The sequence below is a fragment of the Nocardia sp. BSTN01 genome, assembly GCF_015354405.1.
In the GTDB taxonomy this organism is placed as follows: Bacteria; Actinomycetota; Actinomycetes; order Mycobacteriales; family Mycobacteriaceae; genus Nocardia.
In genome coordinates, this window is sequence record NZ_JADKYP010000007.1 from 210,013 (window position 1) to 226,388 (window position 16,376).

At 62.2% G+C, this 16,376-nt stretch carries 12 protein-coding genes and 1 pseudogene; 5 read left to right on the top strand and 8 right to left on the bottom strand.

Features of this window, described 5'->3' with window-relative positions; translation table 11 throughout:
- Positions 1–235: 235 nt before the first annotated feature.
- Entirely contained in the window at positions 236–1,372 is a 1,137-nt protein-coding gene (locus IRT45_RS09590; protein WP_194805518.1) for a CdaR family transcriptional regulator, read from the top strand.
- Between the two features lie 161 nt (positions 1,373–1,533).
- On the opposite strand, the gene IRT45_RS09595 is transcribed toward IRT45_RS09590, so the two are convergent.
- From IRT45_RS09595 to IRT45_RS09615, 5 genes are all read right to left on the bottom strand, one after another.
- Positions 1,534–2,994: a hypothetical protein gene (locus IRT45_RS09595; RefSeq protein WP_194805519.1), complete on the bottom strand. Its 1,461-nt coding sequence runs from the start codon at positions 2,992–2,994 to the stop codon at positions 1,534–1,536.
- Between the two features lies 1 nt (position 2,995).
- Entirely contained in the window at positions 2,996–4,138 is a 1,143-nt protein-coding gene (locus IRT45_RS09600; RefSeq protein ID WP_194805520.1) for a phosphotransferase family protein, read from the bottom strand.
- 1,260 nt (positions 4,139–5,398) lie between these two features.
- Positions 5,399–5,761, bottom strand: coding sequence for a DUF1304 domain-containing protein (locus tag IRT45_RS09605; protein WP_194805521.1), 363 nt, complete (start codon positions 5,759–5,761; stop codon positions 5,399–5,401).
- A 498-nt stretch (positions 5,762–6,259) separates the two neighbouring features.
- Positions 6,260–6,559 carry an antibiotic biosynthesis monooxygenase gene (locus IRT45_RS09610; RefSeq protein WP_194805522.1) on the bottom strand — a complete coding sequence of 100 codons (300 nt, stop codon included), beginning with the start codon at positions 6,557–6,559 and terminating at the stop codon, positions 6,260–6,262.
- Positions 6,556–7,143, bottom strand: a complete 588-nt coding sequence (locus IRT45_RS09615; RefSeq protein ID WP_228534049.1) for a DJ-1/PfpI family protein — start codon at positions 7,141–7,143, stop codon at positions 6,556–6,558. The genes IRT45_RS09610 and IRT45_RS09615 overlap by 4 nt, the downstream gene beginning before the upstream one ends.
- A 100-nt stretch (positions 7,144–7,243) precedes the next feature.
- Between IRT45_RS09615 and IRT45_RS09620 the strand changes: the two genes are divergently transcribed.
- Complete coding sequence (locus IRT45_RS09620; RefSeq protein ID WP_194805524.1) at positions 7,244–8,182, top strand: GlxA family transcriptional regulator; 939 nt, start codon at positions 7,244–7,246, stop codon at positions 8,180–8,182.
- 102 nt (positions 8,183–8,284) lie between these two features.
- Here the strand turns inward: IRT45_RS09620 and IRT45_RS09625 are convergent, their stop codons facing one another.
- The 3 genes from IRT45_RS09625 to IRT45_RS37975 form a co-directional block, all read right to left on the bottom strand.
- Entirely contained in the window at positions 8,285–8,857 is a 573-nt protein-coding gene (locus IRT45_RS09625) for a nuclear transport factor 2 family protein (RefSeq protein ID WP_194805525.1), read from the bottom strand.
- The gene (locus tag IRT45_RS09630) at positions 8,854–9,873 is read right to left on the bottom strand and encodes an LLM class flavin-dependent oxidoreductase (RefSeq protein WP_194805526.1); all 1,020 of its coding nucleotides are present in this window, start codon (positions 9,871–9,873) and stop codon (positions 8,854–8,856) included. The genes IRT45_RS09625 and IRT45_RS09630 overlap by 4 nt, the downstream gene beginning before the upstream one ends.
- A 187-nt stretch (positions 9,874–10,060) precedes the next feature.
- A complete protein-coding gene (locus tag IRT45_RS37975) occupies positions 10,061–10,321 on the bottom strand; it encodes an SDR family oxidoreductase (RefSeq protein ID WP_375540077.1) in 261 nt (86 codons plus the stop codon).
- Here IRT45_RS37975 and IRT45_RS09640 point away from each other — a divergent pair.
- The 3 genes and pseudogenes from IRT45_RS09640 to IRT45_RS09650 all read left to right on the top strand — a co-directional run.
- Positions 10,315–10,608: pseudogene (locus IRT45_RS09640) on the top strand (Lsr2 family protein); the annotation flags it as partial. The gene IRT45_RS37975 and the pseudogene IRT45_RS09640 overlap by 7 nt on opposite strands.
- A 1,501-nt stretch (positions 10,609–12,109) precedes the next feature.
- Positions 12,110–14,077, top strand: a complete 1,968-nt coding sequence (locus IRT45_RS09645; protein ID WP_194805528.1) for an ATP-binding protein — start codon at positions 12,110–12,112, stop codon at positions 14,075–14,077.
- A 74-nt stretch (positions 14,078–14,151) separates the two neighbouring features.
- A partial coding sequence (locus tag IRT45_RS09650) for a hypothetical protein (RefSeq protein WP_228534050.1) occupies positions 14,152–16,376 on the top strand: 2,225 nt, incomplete at its 3' end.

Below are 16,376 nucleotides of genomic sequence, written 5' to 3' on the forward strand. Positions count from 1 at the left end.
CGGACATAGGTATGGCCACCCAACTTGCCGTCGGCCACGTACGACCCGGCAAGTCTAAAGTTTCAACTATGGTTCAAGGTCAAGCCCGAACAGCGGCGCTACCGAATTCATGCTTTGTGCGGCCGCATAGGATGAACATGTGGCGACAACCGCGGGAGTAGACCCGAGCCAGGAAAGCTCGGCAGCAGGGAGCGCACCCGCTCGGGCATCCGGACATACCACCGCAGCAGCACAGATGGCGGCGTTGCTCGAGGACGCGGGATCGCAACTCGACGACCTCGCCACCGATCTCACCCAGCTGTACCGAGCGAACATTCCGGTATACGGCCAGGTGGACGAGCACTCCATCCGGCGTAACACGCGCGCGGTCCTGGAACTCGCGGCCGAATCGATGCGTGAACCGGTGCCGGGCACGCGTTTGACGGAGATCGCCGAGTTGGCGCGCGTCTGGGCCCAGCAGCAGATCCCGCTGGAACTCGTGGCGCACAGCATCCAGGTCGGCGCCCGCCGCCTGTTCGAGCTGGTCCGAGAACGAGCTTCAGCAGCCGATATCCCGTCCGAGCAGATCAACGACTTGCAAGATCTCGCCTGGCAATGGGCTACCGCGCACGCGGCCGCCGTACACATGGTCCAGCAGGAACGGGCCGTCGCGGCCGCCACCCGCCGAAGCGACTTCGTGCGCAAACTCGTCGCCGGAGCGATCACTCCGGCCGCGCTGGCCACCGAAGCAAGCTCCTATCACCTCGATATGGCGCACCGCTACCACGTTGTCTGCGCGCGTTGGGACGACACGATATCGAGTTCCGACTTGGCCGCTGCCGTGCGCATGCGCGGCGCCACCGCGCAGTTGCCCTCGCTCGACGCCATCATCGATGACACCTTCGTCGCGCTACTGCCGCAGCGCCCGCAGCTACGGTCGCTCTCACGCGCAGTGGGCCTGGGGCCGGCTGTTTCCCTCGGCGAAGCGTCGCGTTCGCACCGACAGGCCCTCGAAGCCATGACGATCGCCGATCGACACGGCCGCACCGGTCTGGTGGATCTCTCGGATCTGGGCTCGCTCCCGCTGCTGGAGCAGTTGGACGAGGAGACCATACGGATTCTCGACGCCAAACACCTGGGCCCCCTGCGCGCACAAGGCAATGCCGGTCACGAGATTTTGACGACTATCGCCACCTATCTCACTCACGATCGGAAGGTCGAGGAAACCGCGCGCGCATTGTTCGTGCACCGCAACACGATTCGCTACCGGCTGACACGCTTCGCCGAAGTCACCGGACTCGACACCGACAAGACGGACGATCTGGTCCTCACGTGGTGCCTGCTCCACCGCGACGCAGAGCTGGCCGAACCGGCGAACTCCCCGATTTCGTAGCCCCAGGAACGGACTATCCCACCGGCGGGCGAACTCGGGCGCACTGTGCTGAACGGCCGCGTCGAAGAATACCGAGTGCCCCTCGCCCCCTCCACTGCTCGATGCAGGCCACCACCGACTCTCGGATTCCTTCATCGGATCACACTGTGCCGGATCGGCGATTATCGCGGGCGGGCCCGGAGCGCGGATCGCGGATCGAGCGTGCCGAGCAGGGCCGCGAAGCCGAGGGCCGATTTCGGCTCGTATCCCGCGCGCCACAGCCCACCGTGCAGCGCCTGGTCGCTGAACAACGCTTCCGGGTGCGGTCGTGGGTCGCGACGGTGATTGAGATCGTGGACCAGCAGTGCTGCCATGAGCACGCGGCACGTATCGGGTTCGAAAACTTCGATGTCGAAGCGATGTGCCCCGCGGTAGGCGGCGGCCAGCGCACGATTGCGAGTGACGGAGCGGGTCCACGACGCCGGCGCGACATTGAACGACACCGCATGTTCCTGCTGCTCGGCGAGAACGCCGCGCCACCGCTGGAGACGTTTGGCCAAGGCATAGCTCGGCCCTTGTTGCGGTACGAGGATATCGGCCAGACCTGTGCCGTCGGCATGCAACGAGGGGTATGAGGGACGGAAAAGTCTATCGCGGGAGGCCCGCCGCATCGCGGCATCCAAGTATCGAATCGGTCCTCGTTCGCGCCACGTCTTGCGTCCGGCTGCCACGACCTCGGCCGGGACGACGAAGGCGTCGGTGGGGGTAGCCAGGTAGGCGAGAGCAGTCCGCGGATCAGCGGCACACAGATAGGTAGCCAGCAGATCTGTCGCCATCGTGAGACGCACGTGCATACCGCGATCGGCGTACGCGTACATGCCTACCACGAGCTGTGAGCTCCCCGCCTCGGCACGCAACCACGCGGCAAGTTCGCGAATCTCGGTCGTGACATCCATACCGGGCGCGCCATCGGGCCGAAGTGGCCAGCGCACCTTGCCGGCGCCGTCCTGCGCGGTATCCGCGATGCGCAACCACACGTCGCGGACAGGCACGTCGACGGCGAGAATCTCAGCGCCCCAAGCTGACAGCGGCGCGAGCGGACTGAGTTCGGCTCCCGCTCCCAGCAGTGCGACACGACGGCCCGGCAGCGCCAGCCACTCCGGATGGGCCACCACTCGCGCGATGGCATCTCGGAACGACGGCTCGGCGACGCCGTCCGCAACCCACGTATCGAGCTGCTCCAACAGCTGGGCACCGGATAGTTCGCGACCTCGGTACGGCACACTCAGCTGCGTCACCCGACGTGCGCGGCCCGACACGGTCGCCGTCGTGGGTAACCATTGCGCACCACCGCCCAGCTCGACTGCGTCCAGCGGGATTTCGTGCGCTCCGTCGGCCCACACCATGTTGCGCCGCGCCGAAGCGAGGCCTCGGGCCGCTATCGTCCGGGCGGCGGCCGCACCGGCGGCCGACGCGGTGGTCAGCTCCGCGAGCAGAGGGACGTAATCGGACCGCCACGCGCGGCTGCCGAGCACGCGCTCACGCAGGTCGCCGGATACGGATTCGGCGGCGTCGGCGAGTATCCGGGTGAGGGTGGGGGTGGTCGGCCGGGAATCCGACACTTGTGGAAAGTCGACGGTCATATCATCTGCTCCTGCGGATAATGGTGCGGCAACGCCGTTCCAGTAGAACGACGGCGATACCGAACAAGCGGATGGTGGCGGTGGGGGCTTGTTTACGGTGATAGCGACGGAAGATCTGCTGGCAGATCACTGCCAACCGGAACAGACCGAAGACTCGGTAGAACGCCCATTCGTGGTCATCGAGGCCGATTCCCCTTCTGCGACAGTAATGCTCGACGACTTCGTCACGCGTGAGCATTCCGGCCGCATGGGTGGGCTGGCGACGGAGGAATTTGTCCAGCGGCCCGTCGTCGCACTCGACCCAGTAGGCGAGCGCACTCCCGAGATCCATCAACGGATCGCCGACCGTGGCCATTTCCCAGTCGAGCAGTGCGACAGGCTTGATCGGACTGCCGCGGTCCAGGGCGATGCTGTCGAACACGATGTTGTCGAAGCGGAATGCGTTGTGCACCATCGCTACTCCACGATCGGACGGCTGATTGTCGATCAGCCAAGCGATCACCGACTCGAATGAGGCGACGTTGCGGGTACGCACCCGGCGGTACCGCTCACTCCAGCCGGACACCTGCCGAGCCACATACCCGGGCCCTCGGGACAACCACGACAGGTTCGCCTCGCCCGGGTCGACGGTATGCAGATCGGCGAGGAGGTCGACGACATCGCCGCACAGGAGGGCAAGCTCATCCGGAGTGATGTCCCACTCGGCGGGGAGGTCTCTGCGAAATACGAGACCCGGCACCCGATGCATCACGTAGAAGGGCGTTCCGATCACCCCGGAGTCCTCGCAGAGCGCAACCATGTCCGGCACGTAACCGAGGATCGGTCCGAGCTCGGCCTGGATCCGATATTCGCGGGCCACGTCGTGCGCGCCGCGGGCCCGCCATACGCGCGGCGGTCGGCGCAGGACGAGGTCACTGTGGGGAAACGACAGCAGATATGTCAGATTGGATAAACCGCCGGAAAATTGGCGTATCACCGGGAATCCGGAGAGGGATTCGTCGGGCACGGCAGCGCGAAGCCAGGTGACCAGAGCATCGATATCGAAGGCGTCCTCCGCACGCACCTCACCCGCATCGGGAAACAGCGACCAAGTACGCGACGACGTGTCGCCGACCCGGGGCAGGGTCCTGGTTGCTCCGCTCATCGAACAGCATTCCTCCTCGCACCAACCTCGGGGACCGACTCCGCGGTGCCGACGCTCGGCGGACGGTCCATCCGACCCCCGCGCGCGCATCCGGCTCACCGCTGGGCAGGCGTCACCGAGATAAGCCATGGCCGTCTGCGGTACCTGCGCATATGCATTCTGCGATGCGGCACGAGGAAGTGATATGGGCGTGGAGCCCTGTTCGGGTGTGCATTCGCACAAGCCACGTACGTGCGTCGGCGCACGGCGACCCGTCCTCCTCGGTGCGGAGCAAACGCGACACCCCGGTCACGCCGACAATGGTTGTATCGAGGCCGCTGTCACCTCGGGCTTCATGGCCGGGGCAACCGAAAACGGGTAGCGCGGATAGGTGATTTCCCGGGCGCGATCGAGAGCCGAGGGCAGAACACTGTAAGCACCCGACCAGCCCTACGACGGTGACACGCCATGAACCTACAACTCCGCTCCGACCGATCAGCAACCGCACTGAAGGGGAGTCAGTCCCGACCCTCATCGGTCGCACGACCATTTGGCAACGGTGAGCGCGCCGGTGAACCGGTTGAGGCGAAAGCGGCAATGTACGGCCCGGAATGGGTCCGGTCCGCACTCAGCCAGCTCGATTTCCTCACCACCACCAGGGCGATGCCTATGGAGGCCGCTCCCGCGGTGCGATACGCGATCGAGTGGGCACCATTCGGCGGCGCCGGCGCGGGAGACCTGCTTGTCGAGTTCGGCGCCGACCGCGGACGGTTCCTCGAGATGGTCTACGACGGTCTCCGGATACGACGAGACGACAACTCCGAAGCACGCTGGCTGAAGCAAAGGCTATCGAGCTCCCTGGCCGTCGCGTGGCTGCCTGACAAAACGACTTCGGTGAGCTCGGTGCGGTCCACCATGCGCCATCGGCCTCACCGAGACGGTTATACGCCCGACCGACGGCAGCGATGATGCACACACTCCGAGACCTCCCGGCAACGGAGGACGTGCATTTGCGGTTCTGGCTCGGGGAGGTGGCCTTCGATTACAGGGTAGCCGTTGCCGCGGCCTTCAACCTCGTCCGAGATTGGCAGCGAAAGCGCTGGTTCGCCATAGAATTTGTCATCACGTCGATCGAGGAGCGGTTGCCCGCCGCCCGTTTGCCGAACGAGCGGTTGTTCCTAGGGCCGTAATCTGCACCGTCGTTCTCGGCCCGCAGCGGGACGAGGCCGCGGCCGCCGGCGAACGCCGCCCCGCGACGCCAAGATCCCTCAGCGCCACTACCTACCCGGCCAGTAGAACCGCGGCCAGCGTAATCGCGCCAGGCAGCGCCTGCGCGAACAGAATCCGGCGACTTACAGTGGCCGCGCCGTAGAGTCCGGCCACCACGACACAGCCCGCGAAGAAGATCTTCGCGGCCTGCCCGACCGGATCCCCCGCGATCAGACCCCAGATCAGCCCGGCAGCCAGAAAACCGTTGTAAACGCCCTGATTGGCGGCCAGCACCTTGGTCTCCTCGGCGAATTCCGGCGTGGTGCCGAAGCTCGCCCGCACACGCGGCGTGGTCCACAGGAACATTTCCATAACCAGGATGTAGACGTGCAACGCGGCGAGTAATCCAACCAGGATCTCCGCGAACAAACGCATGACCGAACCGCCTTCCATCAGGTCCCGGCCGATACCGGCACCGTGTCACATCGTGTCAGACATATGGACAAAGCACGCAATCGACGACGGTGTTGGGTTACCTTTGGGCGCATCCGATTCCACGGTGATGTCCTCGCGCCGCCGCGGGCACCGACCTCGAACACGACAAGATCAACTCCGGCATCCGCCCTCCGCTGCTGGTGTTGTGGGGCGCGGACAGCTTCGTAGGCCGCCGCTACGCCCCCCTTGCCAACGGCGAGCTCGCCGCGGCCGATCTCGGCCCAGATTCCCGGCCCGTCGCGCTGGGTGTAGCCGCCGCCCCCTACTCCCGATCTACCCGGCGAGTCCGGTTGCGCCGCCCGCCAGCACCGCCGTCCCGCCGGCGGCGATCGCCTGTAACACACGTCTTCGTTCCATCTGCTTTCTCGATCTCCTCCTCGTCGCGCCACCTCGGCGACGGACTGGAATGTTCGCGAATTGTCTTGTGCCGGAAGCTTTTCAGTGGTACTCGGCGATCACCTCGTAGAGTGCGGGGTACGCGGTCGCCACCTGCCGGGCCTCGTCGACGGACGACACCACGGCCGGGTTAAGACCTGCAGCCTGGCAAGCTTCGACGCTGTCCCAGTGGGCGACGTTGATCAATTGGAACCGGGCGTCGGGCAGAAGTGCGCGATGCAGGCGGACATCGCGGAAACCGGGTGCCGCGCGCATGATTCGAGCACGGGCCCGCCACTGTTCGACGAATTCGTCGATCCGGTCGGCAGGGATCTCGATGACGTTGACGAAGGTGACCGTCATGCCGACCGCCACACCGTGCCACGACGCTCGTATTCGAGAATCGTTTCGGCGAACAGCGCGGCCGCACTGCCCAGTAGCCGCTCGACCAGCCACAACCCGAGGTCGATTCCCGAGGTGACGCCTCCGGAGGTCACCAGATCACCATCGTCGACAACGCGGCCGGCGACCACGGTCGCGCCCTGATTCCGGAGATCGTCCTTCGCGATCTCGTGGGTCGTGCACGGCCGTCCGGTCGTGAGTCCGGCCGCGGCCAGCAAGAGGGTTCCGGTGCAGGTGGCGGAGATGATCAACCCGGGCCGGCGCGCCGCGGCCAGCGCCCGCGGCAGCAACCCGCGATTCACCTGCGCCTGTACGGCGGATTCCGCGCCGTATCCGCCACCGGGGACGATGAGCAGGTCGGCCGACTGCGGCTCCCAGGCCGAACTCACCGTGACCTCGAGGCCGGACGAGGTGGTGACGACACCGGGCCCGTCGACGGTCACGTAGCTCTGCCGTACTTCGTCCGCCAGACCGAGGACGGTCACCGGCCCGACGAAGTCTTGATCTTCCACGCCGTCGTAGAGCACCGTATGTACGCGAATCATGCGCGAATCCTTCTGAAAACTGTTGTGGGCCAACCGAGTATTTCGACAACCGGCAGCGGCCGACAGTGGCTCGAACGCCATACTTGCGTAAGATCCAGCCATGCATCGTGTCGCAGTTCTGGCCATCGACGGCGTCGTGGGATTCGACCTGAGCATCCCGTGCCAGGTCTTCACCACCGCACCCGGCTACGAGGTCCGCGTCTGCGCCGAGCGCCGCGTGATCGCCACCGCCGCCGGCCGGCAGCTCTTCCGAATCTCGGCGGATTACCGGCTCGACGACGCACTCGAGGCCGATACCGTGATCGTTCCCGGCGTCGACCCGGACCGGCCGCCACCGCCGCGGGCGGTGCGCGTGGTGCGGCAGGCAGCCGACCGCGGCGCCCGCGTCGCCTCCATCTGCACCGGCGCCTTCCTGCTGGCGGCCGCAGGTCTGCTGGATGGCCGCACCGCGACGACGCACTGGGTCCTCGCCGATCAGCTGGCCGCCGAATACCCGGCGGTCACGGTGGATCCGTCGATCCTGTTCGTGGACAACGGAAAGGTGCTGACCTCCGCCGGTGTGGCGGCCGGACTCGACCTGTGCCTGCACCTGGTGCGCCGCGATCGGGGCGCGGTCGTCGCGGCCGATACGGCCCGGATGATCGTGATGCCTCCCCAAAGAGAAGGCGGCCAGGCCCAGTTCATCGAACGCCACCAACCCATCGACGACACCGACGCCCTGGCCCCAGCACTGCAGTGGATGCAGGACAACCTCGATACACCGATGACCATTGCCGATATCGCCGCCCGAGCCGCGATGAGCACCCGCACCCTGTCGCGCCACTTCCGCGCCCACACCGGCACCACCCCCGCCCAGTGGCTGACCCACCGCCGCCTGCAACGCGCCCGCGAGCTACTGGAAACCACCGACCTCCCGGTGGACCGCATCGCGCTGACGTCCGGATTCGGCTCCATCGAAACCATGCGGCACCACTTCGCCCGACACGTCGGCACCACACCGACGTCCTATCGCGCCGCGTTCCGCAGCAGGAACGCGTAATTTCACGGCCGGTCGATTGGATCAATTACCTAGTGTCGCAACGCAATTCGGCAGTACGTTCGACGCCAGCCCGGTGCTCGTAAAAGGTGTTGCGGCACTTCACTATTCACCCAACTCACCCACAGGGTGCGTGGTCACCGCGCCGACATCACTCGCCGCCCAAAACCTTCCCCATTCCGGATCGACCGCAGGCAGCGGCGGCCGTCGGCCCATCGTGCCCCAGCTGTCGAAGCCCACCTCTTGGGGCCGCTCGGTGACGTCGGCCGCGTACCAGTGACGCTCACGACGGCGCTCGAAAAGCCACTCCCCGTCCACCCGACGGTAAGAATCGTCATAACGTATCGCCATGACGATCCAACGGTCGCCGACTTCGTGCTCTGCTCGGCAGTAGACGCTACCGCGGGCCAGCTCCGGGCCAGCCGGCCCATCGGGGCCGAGTTCGATCCGGTGACCGCAGATCATATGCAACGACCGGTAGAACCACCGCACCTGCGGTTCGATGTAGGCCTTCAGAGCGTCACGGCCCACGCCGTGTCGGCCGAGGTTCACATCCGGCACGAACAACCGCGTCCACATGTCGAGGTCGCGTTTGTCCACCGCAAGTGCGTACCGAATCGGGAGTTGCTGGATTTCCGAGTTCGCCTCGAGTCTCGCCAGCCTGGCTTCGACGCTCATCGGGGGTTTCCCGTCAACGCGGATTGGTTGACAGGGTCCATCGTCCGGAGCAGCGGGGCCAGTTCAGTCGCGATGGCGCGAATGTTCGCCGCCACCCGCTCGGCGGACATTCCGGGCAGGGCTGCCCAGAAGTACACGGTGTCGACCGGCGCTCCGGCGGTGAAGCCGCGCACGAATTCGGCGACCTCAGCCGCTGTACCGAATACGAAGTAGTCCGCGGATGTTCTGCCTCGAGGCCGCCTGCTTCGCAGCACATCCGGATCAACCGGTTTGTATGGCGGCAAGTCGGCATAACCCATCCGCCCATGCAGTCGATACGAATTCGCCTGCTCCGCAAGGTGATCCCGGACCGCAGGCCAGTCACGTTCGGGGTCTTCACTGACCCACGCCTGGACACCACCACCCATTCGGGCGATCGACGGATCATGTCCGCCTTCGGCCAGGCCCTGTCGGTAGTGCTCCCAATTCCGGGCGTCGGGCGAGAGCAGGAACTCCCCCAGCCGACCGGCTCGTCGAGCCCCCTTCGGCCCCAGATACCCCATCCAGATCGGCAGCCGCTCCTGCGCGGGCGACGGCGTCACGGCCCGGCTGGCCCACAGTTCGCGGATTTGCCGGGCCCGATCGTCATTCGCTCGATACCGCGTTCGCAAGTCAGCACCGTAGAGATCGAACTCGGGCGGCCGGTAGCCCGCGCCGAGGCCGAGATCGAGCCGACCTCCGCTGAGCAGATCGACGACTGCAGCCTGCTCGGCCAGTTCGGCGGCTTCGTGCAGGGGTGCCACGACAATCCCGGTACCAAGGCGAACTCGCCGAGTCCGAGCCGCGGCGGCCGCCAGCAGTGTCAACGGCGCGGGCAGGTAGTCGTCGGAGAAGCCATGGTGCTCGGTCGCCCAGATGCTGTCCAAGCCCAGGTGCTCGACCTCCTCGCACAGCTCGGGGAAGGCCCCGTACATCTCGGCGGGGTCTCGGCGCCATCTGGCCGGGTTCCGCATGTCGAAGTAGACACCGACGTCCACGAGACTTCCCCTTTCGCCGGGCCGGCAACTGCCAAACCGCCCGTTAATAGATATCTAATTTACCCTTTTCAAGCAACATGGTCCTCGTTGCGACAGAGACGTCGCGGCTCACTGCCTTCGTTCGCCGGTCAGGCCGAAACCGCGCCGTTGTGCAGCAAAATGCCCCGGACAGTTGTCGATCGGGCGGTCATCCGAAGACTTGCGGTCCACGAAGCACTGCGTCGGCCCCCCTGTCCGCAAAGATCACCTGACCGGTAACGTTCCGGTTGTCGGGGCTTGCAAGCCAGGCCAGAAGGCTTGCCACCGCGACGGGCTCCGCCGCCCCATCGAAGGGAGAGGGCACACCCGAGAACAGTCCGGCGCGACCCTCATCCGTGGAGAGGATCTCGGCCGTCATCGGAGTCACGACCACGCCGGGACCAACCGCGTTCAGGGCGATACGGCAAATCGAAAGCCGAGGAAACGGTCTCGTTCAGCCTCGACGGCGTCGAGTATGAGATCGACCTGTCGACCAAGAACGCAAGCAAGCTTCGTAACGCGCTCGAGCAGTGGACCGGCGCCGCCCGCAAAGTCGGCCGGGCCCCGCGGGGTAGAGCCAAGGCCGGTGCCCGCACCGCAGCCGACAAGCAGCAGACCGGCGCGATTCGCGAATGGGCGAAGAACAACGGCTACAACGTTTCCAGCCGAGGGCGAATCCAGGCCGACATCATCGAGGCCTACAAGAAGGCAAGCTAGGACAAGTTCAGACGCGGCGCTTCCGATGAAGTCGCGTCATCGACCATCCATCGGGCGCGCCGACCGAATCCGTAGCCGGCCCGCGCCACGCCGAGAGGAATCCGCGAAAGTCCGCCTCGCACTCCGCGCTTGATTCGACCGTGCCGCACCCATCACCAAGAAGACCTCTGAGCGCGCGCGGAAGCCGGACCAGCGTAGCAGTCGACGCGGGCGCTCGGCCAAGGCGATCAGCGCGGACAGGACATCCGCGACCGACCAGTGGGGCGCCGATTGGTGTCCGCTCTGCTTCACGCCGGAACCGATGGGTCTGATGAAGACCGTATTCGAGGCAAAACTACAAACGCGGCGAAAACACTCGCCCCGATCACTGGAACGCCTCCTGCGCGATGTGCGATCCCGGCCTCTGCGAGCCGTGGAAGAGAATCCGCCCGGCACCCGCGTGCCGACCAACTCGGATCATCACACGCCCCGACACAAAGCAGCCGGAAGAACAGTGGAAATATATTGCCCCCCAACGGATATTCCCGAATCGCAGCATCACCCGCTTTACCGACGCCCCTCGCTGGCAGCGACCGCGAATGCGGCTGCACTCCGCCGAAGGACCCGGATACTGGCAACTGGAACGCGTGACCCCCTCCAACATGAGGTCCGCCCGGCGGTGGTCGCAAACCGTTTCGAGGTGACGAGTAGGGATCAGGCGGACAGTTCGAGTGTCGGGTACTGCTGAACACATCTATCCGGTCAGCAGAACAGGGGCGAGTGGTGATCGAAGATCGGTGTTCGGTGGTGCTAGCAGCAGCTCGATGAGTGAGGCAAGGTCGGTGAGCCACCGGTGGTGGGACTGGTTCTGCTTTGCGCGGTCGGTCGTCGTTCTTGGTGCCTTGGCACACTCTTGGCACACTGGCGGACAACCGTGGCCACCTACTGGAACGAAAAATCCCCTCCGACGCTGGTCGGAGGGGATTTTCTCGGTCGGGCTGACAGGATTTGAACCTGCGACCACTTGACCCCCAGCTCCCTGTAGAAGTCGTTTGCTCACGCGCGGAATCGAGCGGAGCTCTTCGGGCCGAAAAGCGCTGGTCATGTATGCGCGCGCAGGACGTGTGGCCCCAAATTGGCCCCACGGGGCGACCATCTAGTCAGGCAAAACCGGTAAGTGAGGAGCCGCTGAACGACACGGTGAAGAGCACAGCCTAAGGTGTTTGAGCGGGCGATCACGGTCGAGCGTAGGACAGCCGTGATCGTCAGATAGCGTGTTGACGTGACTATCTGAGTCAGCGTTGGCGATGCGAAGAGGGTCGTCCTCCGCAGCTGTGAAGCCGGGCAAGAGCACCTTTGCACAGTGTCAGCGTGGTGGCTCCTTCCGTGGTTTTCGGCCGACACCAGCAGCGCACGGTTCACGCAATCCGGAGGCCGAGAGGATCGACGTGCTTCTCGTCTTACGCCCGCGATTCAGTCACAAACCCCACCTAGCGTTTGCCCCTGCGGCACAATGGCTTCCGTGACTTCGCCATATGCCATGACGCTGACCCTCAACGTGCTGAATCACCTCGGTATCAACCTGTACAGCAATGTTCCAGCGGTCATATCCGAGGTCGTCGCGAACGCCTACGACGCCGACGCCGAGACAGTGAACATCCAGATTGATTCAGGCGCAGGGACAATCACGATCTCCGACGATGGTTGTGGGATGACCGCGAGCGAGGTCAACGAGCGGTACCTCTGTGTTGGCTACCAGCGCAGAGACAAGCAGCAGGCGTTGACGCCACGATTCCAGCGGCCCGTGATGGGCCGAAAGGGCATCGGGAAGCTCTCCCTCTTCTCTATTGCGCGAGTGATCGAAGTCTTCACGACGAAGAACGGGGAACGATGCGCTTTTCGAATGCGGGTCGCCGATATTCAGGCACAAATCGACGATCTAGACTCCGGCAAGTATTATCCGGAACCCATCCCCGCTGAGTATCCAGACGATTTGACTCAAGGTACGAGAATTATACTCAGGGATCTGAAAAAGGATCTCAGGAATGTCGCTGCAGGACTACGGAAGCGTACAGCTAGGCGATTTTCTATAATCGGGTCTGAATATAACTTCCAAGTATTTATTGGCGGGCGCGAAGTTACTGCGACAGATCGGGACTATTTTCATAAGGCGCAGTTTCTTTGGATCTATGATCAAGACCCGGAAGCATCCTTCGTTACGGATCGCTGCACAAATGCAGAAGAGCAAACTATAAGGAACCCGGTAAACCTTCCTGAGGGTCAGATAAGAGGATGGATTGCGACGGCATTCAATCCGAAGGACCTCAAAGATGAGGGTGAGCAAATTAGCCGGGTTACCCTCATGGTCAGAGGTAAGCTTGCGCACGAAAATCTGCTGGAGGAAGTGAAAGAGTCCAGCATATTCGAGTCGTATCTGTTCGGTGAAATCCATGCAGACTTTCTCGACCACGATGATGCGCAGGACATTGCAACAAGTAGCCGTCAAAGAATCGTCGAAGATGACCCACGCTATCTAGCGCTAGTGGAATGGTTCTCCGCTCAGGTCAGGTCCATCGGGTCGAGGTGGACCGAGTTGCGAAATAAGAAAGGTACGGCTACTGCCCTTCTAAACCCGCACGTAAAGGCGTGGTTTGGCACGTTAGAAGGTGACACAAAGAAGAGGGCGGAGCGCCTCTTCGGCAAGATCAACCAACTAACGCTCGATAGCCCAAAAGAACGTGCCGAGTTGCTCGCACACTCAATTCTAGCCTTTGAGGTTTTGCGTTATCGGGATAACCTAGACGCGATCGAAGAGCTTGACGTCGAGGATCTTCCTGCGCTGAAAGTCTTATTCAGCAACATTGAAGACCTTGAGGCGGTCATGTACCACCGGATTGCAGATCAACGCCTCAAAGTAATTGAGAAGTTGCAGCAGCATATCGACGATAATGTTCTTGAAAAGGTTCTGCAAGCGCATCTTTTTGATAACTTATGGCTGCTCGACCCTTCGTGGGAGAGGGCAACTGATCGAACAATGGAGGAAGGGATTGGGAGAGCGTTCGCTAACATTACCGAAAATCTTCCAAAGGAAGTGCGTGACTCGCGCATGGACCTTCGCTACAAGAAGATTTCTGGTGCGCATGTAATTGTTGAGTTGAAACGATACTCGGTGGTTACCAAATCAATCGACCTGTACACCCAAGTAGACAAGTATCGGAATGCGCTCTTGTTGCATTTGAGGCAAGCTGGTAGAGGCGACGAGCGAGTGGAATGCGTCTGCGTTATCGGCAAGGATCCATCTGACTGGTCGGACGAAGACGGTAGGGGAAAATCGGAAAAGTTGCTGAAGACTATAGACACTCGAATTGTAAAATACGAGGAATTGCTGGCGAATGCTCGCTACTCATACAAGGAGTATCTCGAACAAGACGAGAAGACAACGTACTTGAGAAAACTGCTGACATCTTTGGCTGACGATGGCGGATTCTAGCAGCGCTTCGGAACTAAAGTAGGTTGGGGGCTCGACCGAGTATGCGCCCCCGCTGCAACGTCGATGGGTGGATAATGACGCCAGAGGCAGAATTGCTCGATATCATTGCCGGCTTCCGGCGGCAGGTTGGCGAGCTCTCGGTCTGGTCAGCAGGCCCGGAGCGTCTTCACGCCTTGCTCATAACAGCGATCACGCCCCGCGCTGAGGCTGCGCGGCGGGGAACGGAGATTAGCGGGTTTCCTTGGGAATCGTTCGTCGAGTTGCTCGTCAAATGGCATTTTGACAATCCGATTGGCAGCTCGGCATGCCGTGAAGGCGATGTGATGGAAGCGATGCAACTGGCGATCAAGTTCATGCGAATAGATCCCATCGGGACCGCTTTACGTGTTGGAGGATATAAAGTTCGCCGAAATGGGGGCGCTTTTCGGATAAGTTATAGATGGGACATGTCGGCGGAGGCTGCAGACCTGTACCTTGAGAGAAGCGTACGTCCACGTAAAAGACGAGACCCTTCGACTGCAGAGGTCGACTGGGCATCATCGCAGCTTCGCGGAAGGCTCAATCTATTTACGCCTCCGATTGAATTGTTACGTACCGCATCATCTCGCGCCTTCGAAACTGTAATTGAACTAAGGAGTGAACGACCCGAGGGGTATCTCCCGGATGAGTTTGATCTCGGTGACGGTTTGAAGGTTGGCCAGATGATTGCGGTTATTGCCGGATTGATGGGAATTGCCGAGTTGGGCGAGCTTGCACACCAGTCGGTTGATCATCCTGGCATCTCATTGGTCCACGCTCCAAGAAATCTCTTGGTTGACTGGCTTGTTCAGCTGCGCGAAGGCCTATCTAGCGACACAGTGGAGGCTGCCATCGACCGGCTAATGGTAGGTCCGCGGCGATCGCTAAGGACCTCGTTGCTTATCCCTGACGGAGATTCAATCACTTTTCTTCCCTTGTTTATGTTTCCACGCACCCTAGACGCTGTCCTGCTACGAACGGCAGCTAGCGACGATTCCCGATTCGGCCCAATCGGAAAACGGCAAGGTGGACGATCCGGAGCGTTGTCCAGTTGGTTAAAACAGATCCCCGGAGTAAAGGTCCTCGAGCGCCTAAAAATCAAGGATGAAAACCGGGTCATACTAGGCGATCTAGATGTTATCGCTTTAGATCCAATTGCACAGAAAGGGATCATATTTGAGGTGAAGTGGCCGATCGAAGCCGTAACCCTTTCCGATGCGCTGGGTATCGAACGGTGGATCAGCAAAGGGGCAGAGCAATTAGATGCGATTCGAAAAGAATTGCGAGAGAGGCCGGAACTGGTTAAGTTTCCTCCTGGATGGCCGAACTTTCGGGATATAGAGTGGAGCTGGGGAGTCTGCACTCCGGATCAACTTACCCCAAAGCCTTTGACTGTACCGGACATGAAGGCTACTTCATTTCGGTACTTGACCAGCCTTGACGGTGCGTCAAAATTGGAAGATGTTATCAACATCGTCCAAAATCCGGATTTTCCTAAAAAGAATCTCCACTACGAGATTCGCCCTGCCCGAATGGAATTCGGACGCCATATCGTGAAGATTGATTCCCTTGTCCTTGCAGATACTAGTTGGGTACCGACCTTCGGTCGTGTCGGTGACTGGGATTCCATCGAAGGTCGTCGCTGCAGCGCGAGCGGGAGGCGTTGTGTTGCTCGCGGTTCGTCCGATGACAGTGTTGCCCCGGACGCAGGTCGACGAAAGGATTGGTTGACTACCTTCCTGTCGGGAGCGCGTCGTATCTTCAAAGGGCGCGGAGCAGACGAGGCCTGCCCGGCGCGTCAGGAGGTTCTAATGCGCGCGTGGGCGTTGCTGACAAAGGTCGACGATCGGAGTTGGGAAAGCAACAATGGATACCCGGACGTACTGGGGGCAACCTACATCTATGACAGTGTGGTCAGCAACCATCGTCGGGTTCAGGTCGGCGACATGGTGGTGCTACGAAACTCAACCTCGGTTCTTGGGGTGTCGCGGATCGACCGAATCGACTCCGAGACAGCCACGAAGGACCGCTATGTCTGCCCGAAATGCCGTCGAGGAGGGCAAGTTCAGCGGACGACAAATAGGAAGGGGTTGGCGCGGTATCTGTGCCGACACAGCAACTGTCGCAACGAGTTTGATGTTGCGCTGCACTTTGAACAACCAGTAACGCTATACACCGCCAGCTACGGTGCTCAGTGGCAATCGTTGGATGGGGCTCTCGCGTTCAGCATGGTCCAGCCATTGCTGGACAGGGCGCAGCAGAGCGCGATCCGCCGGTGTGA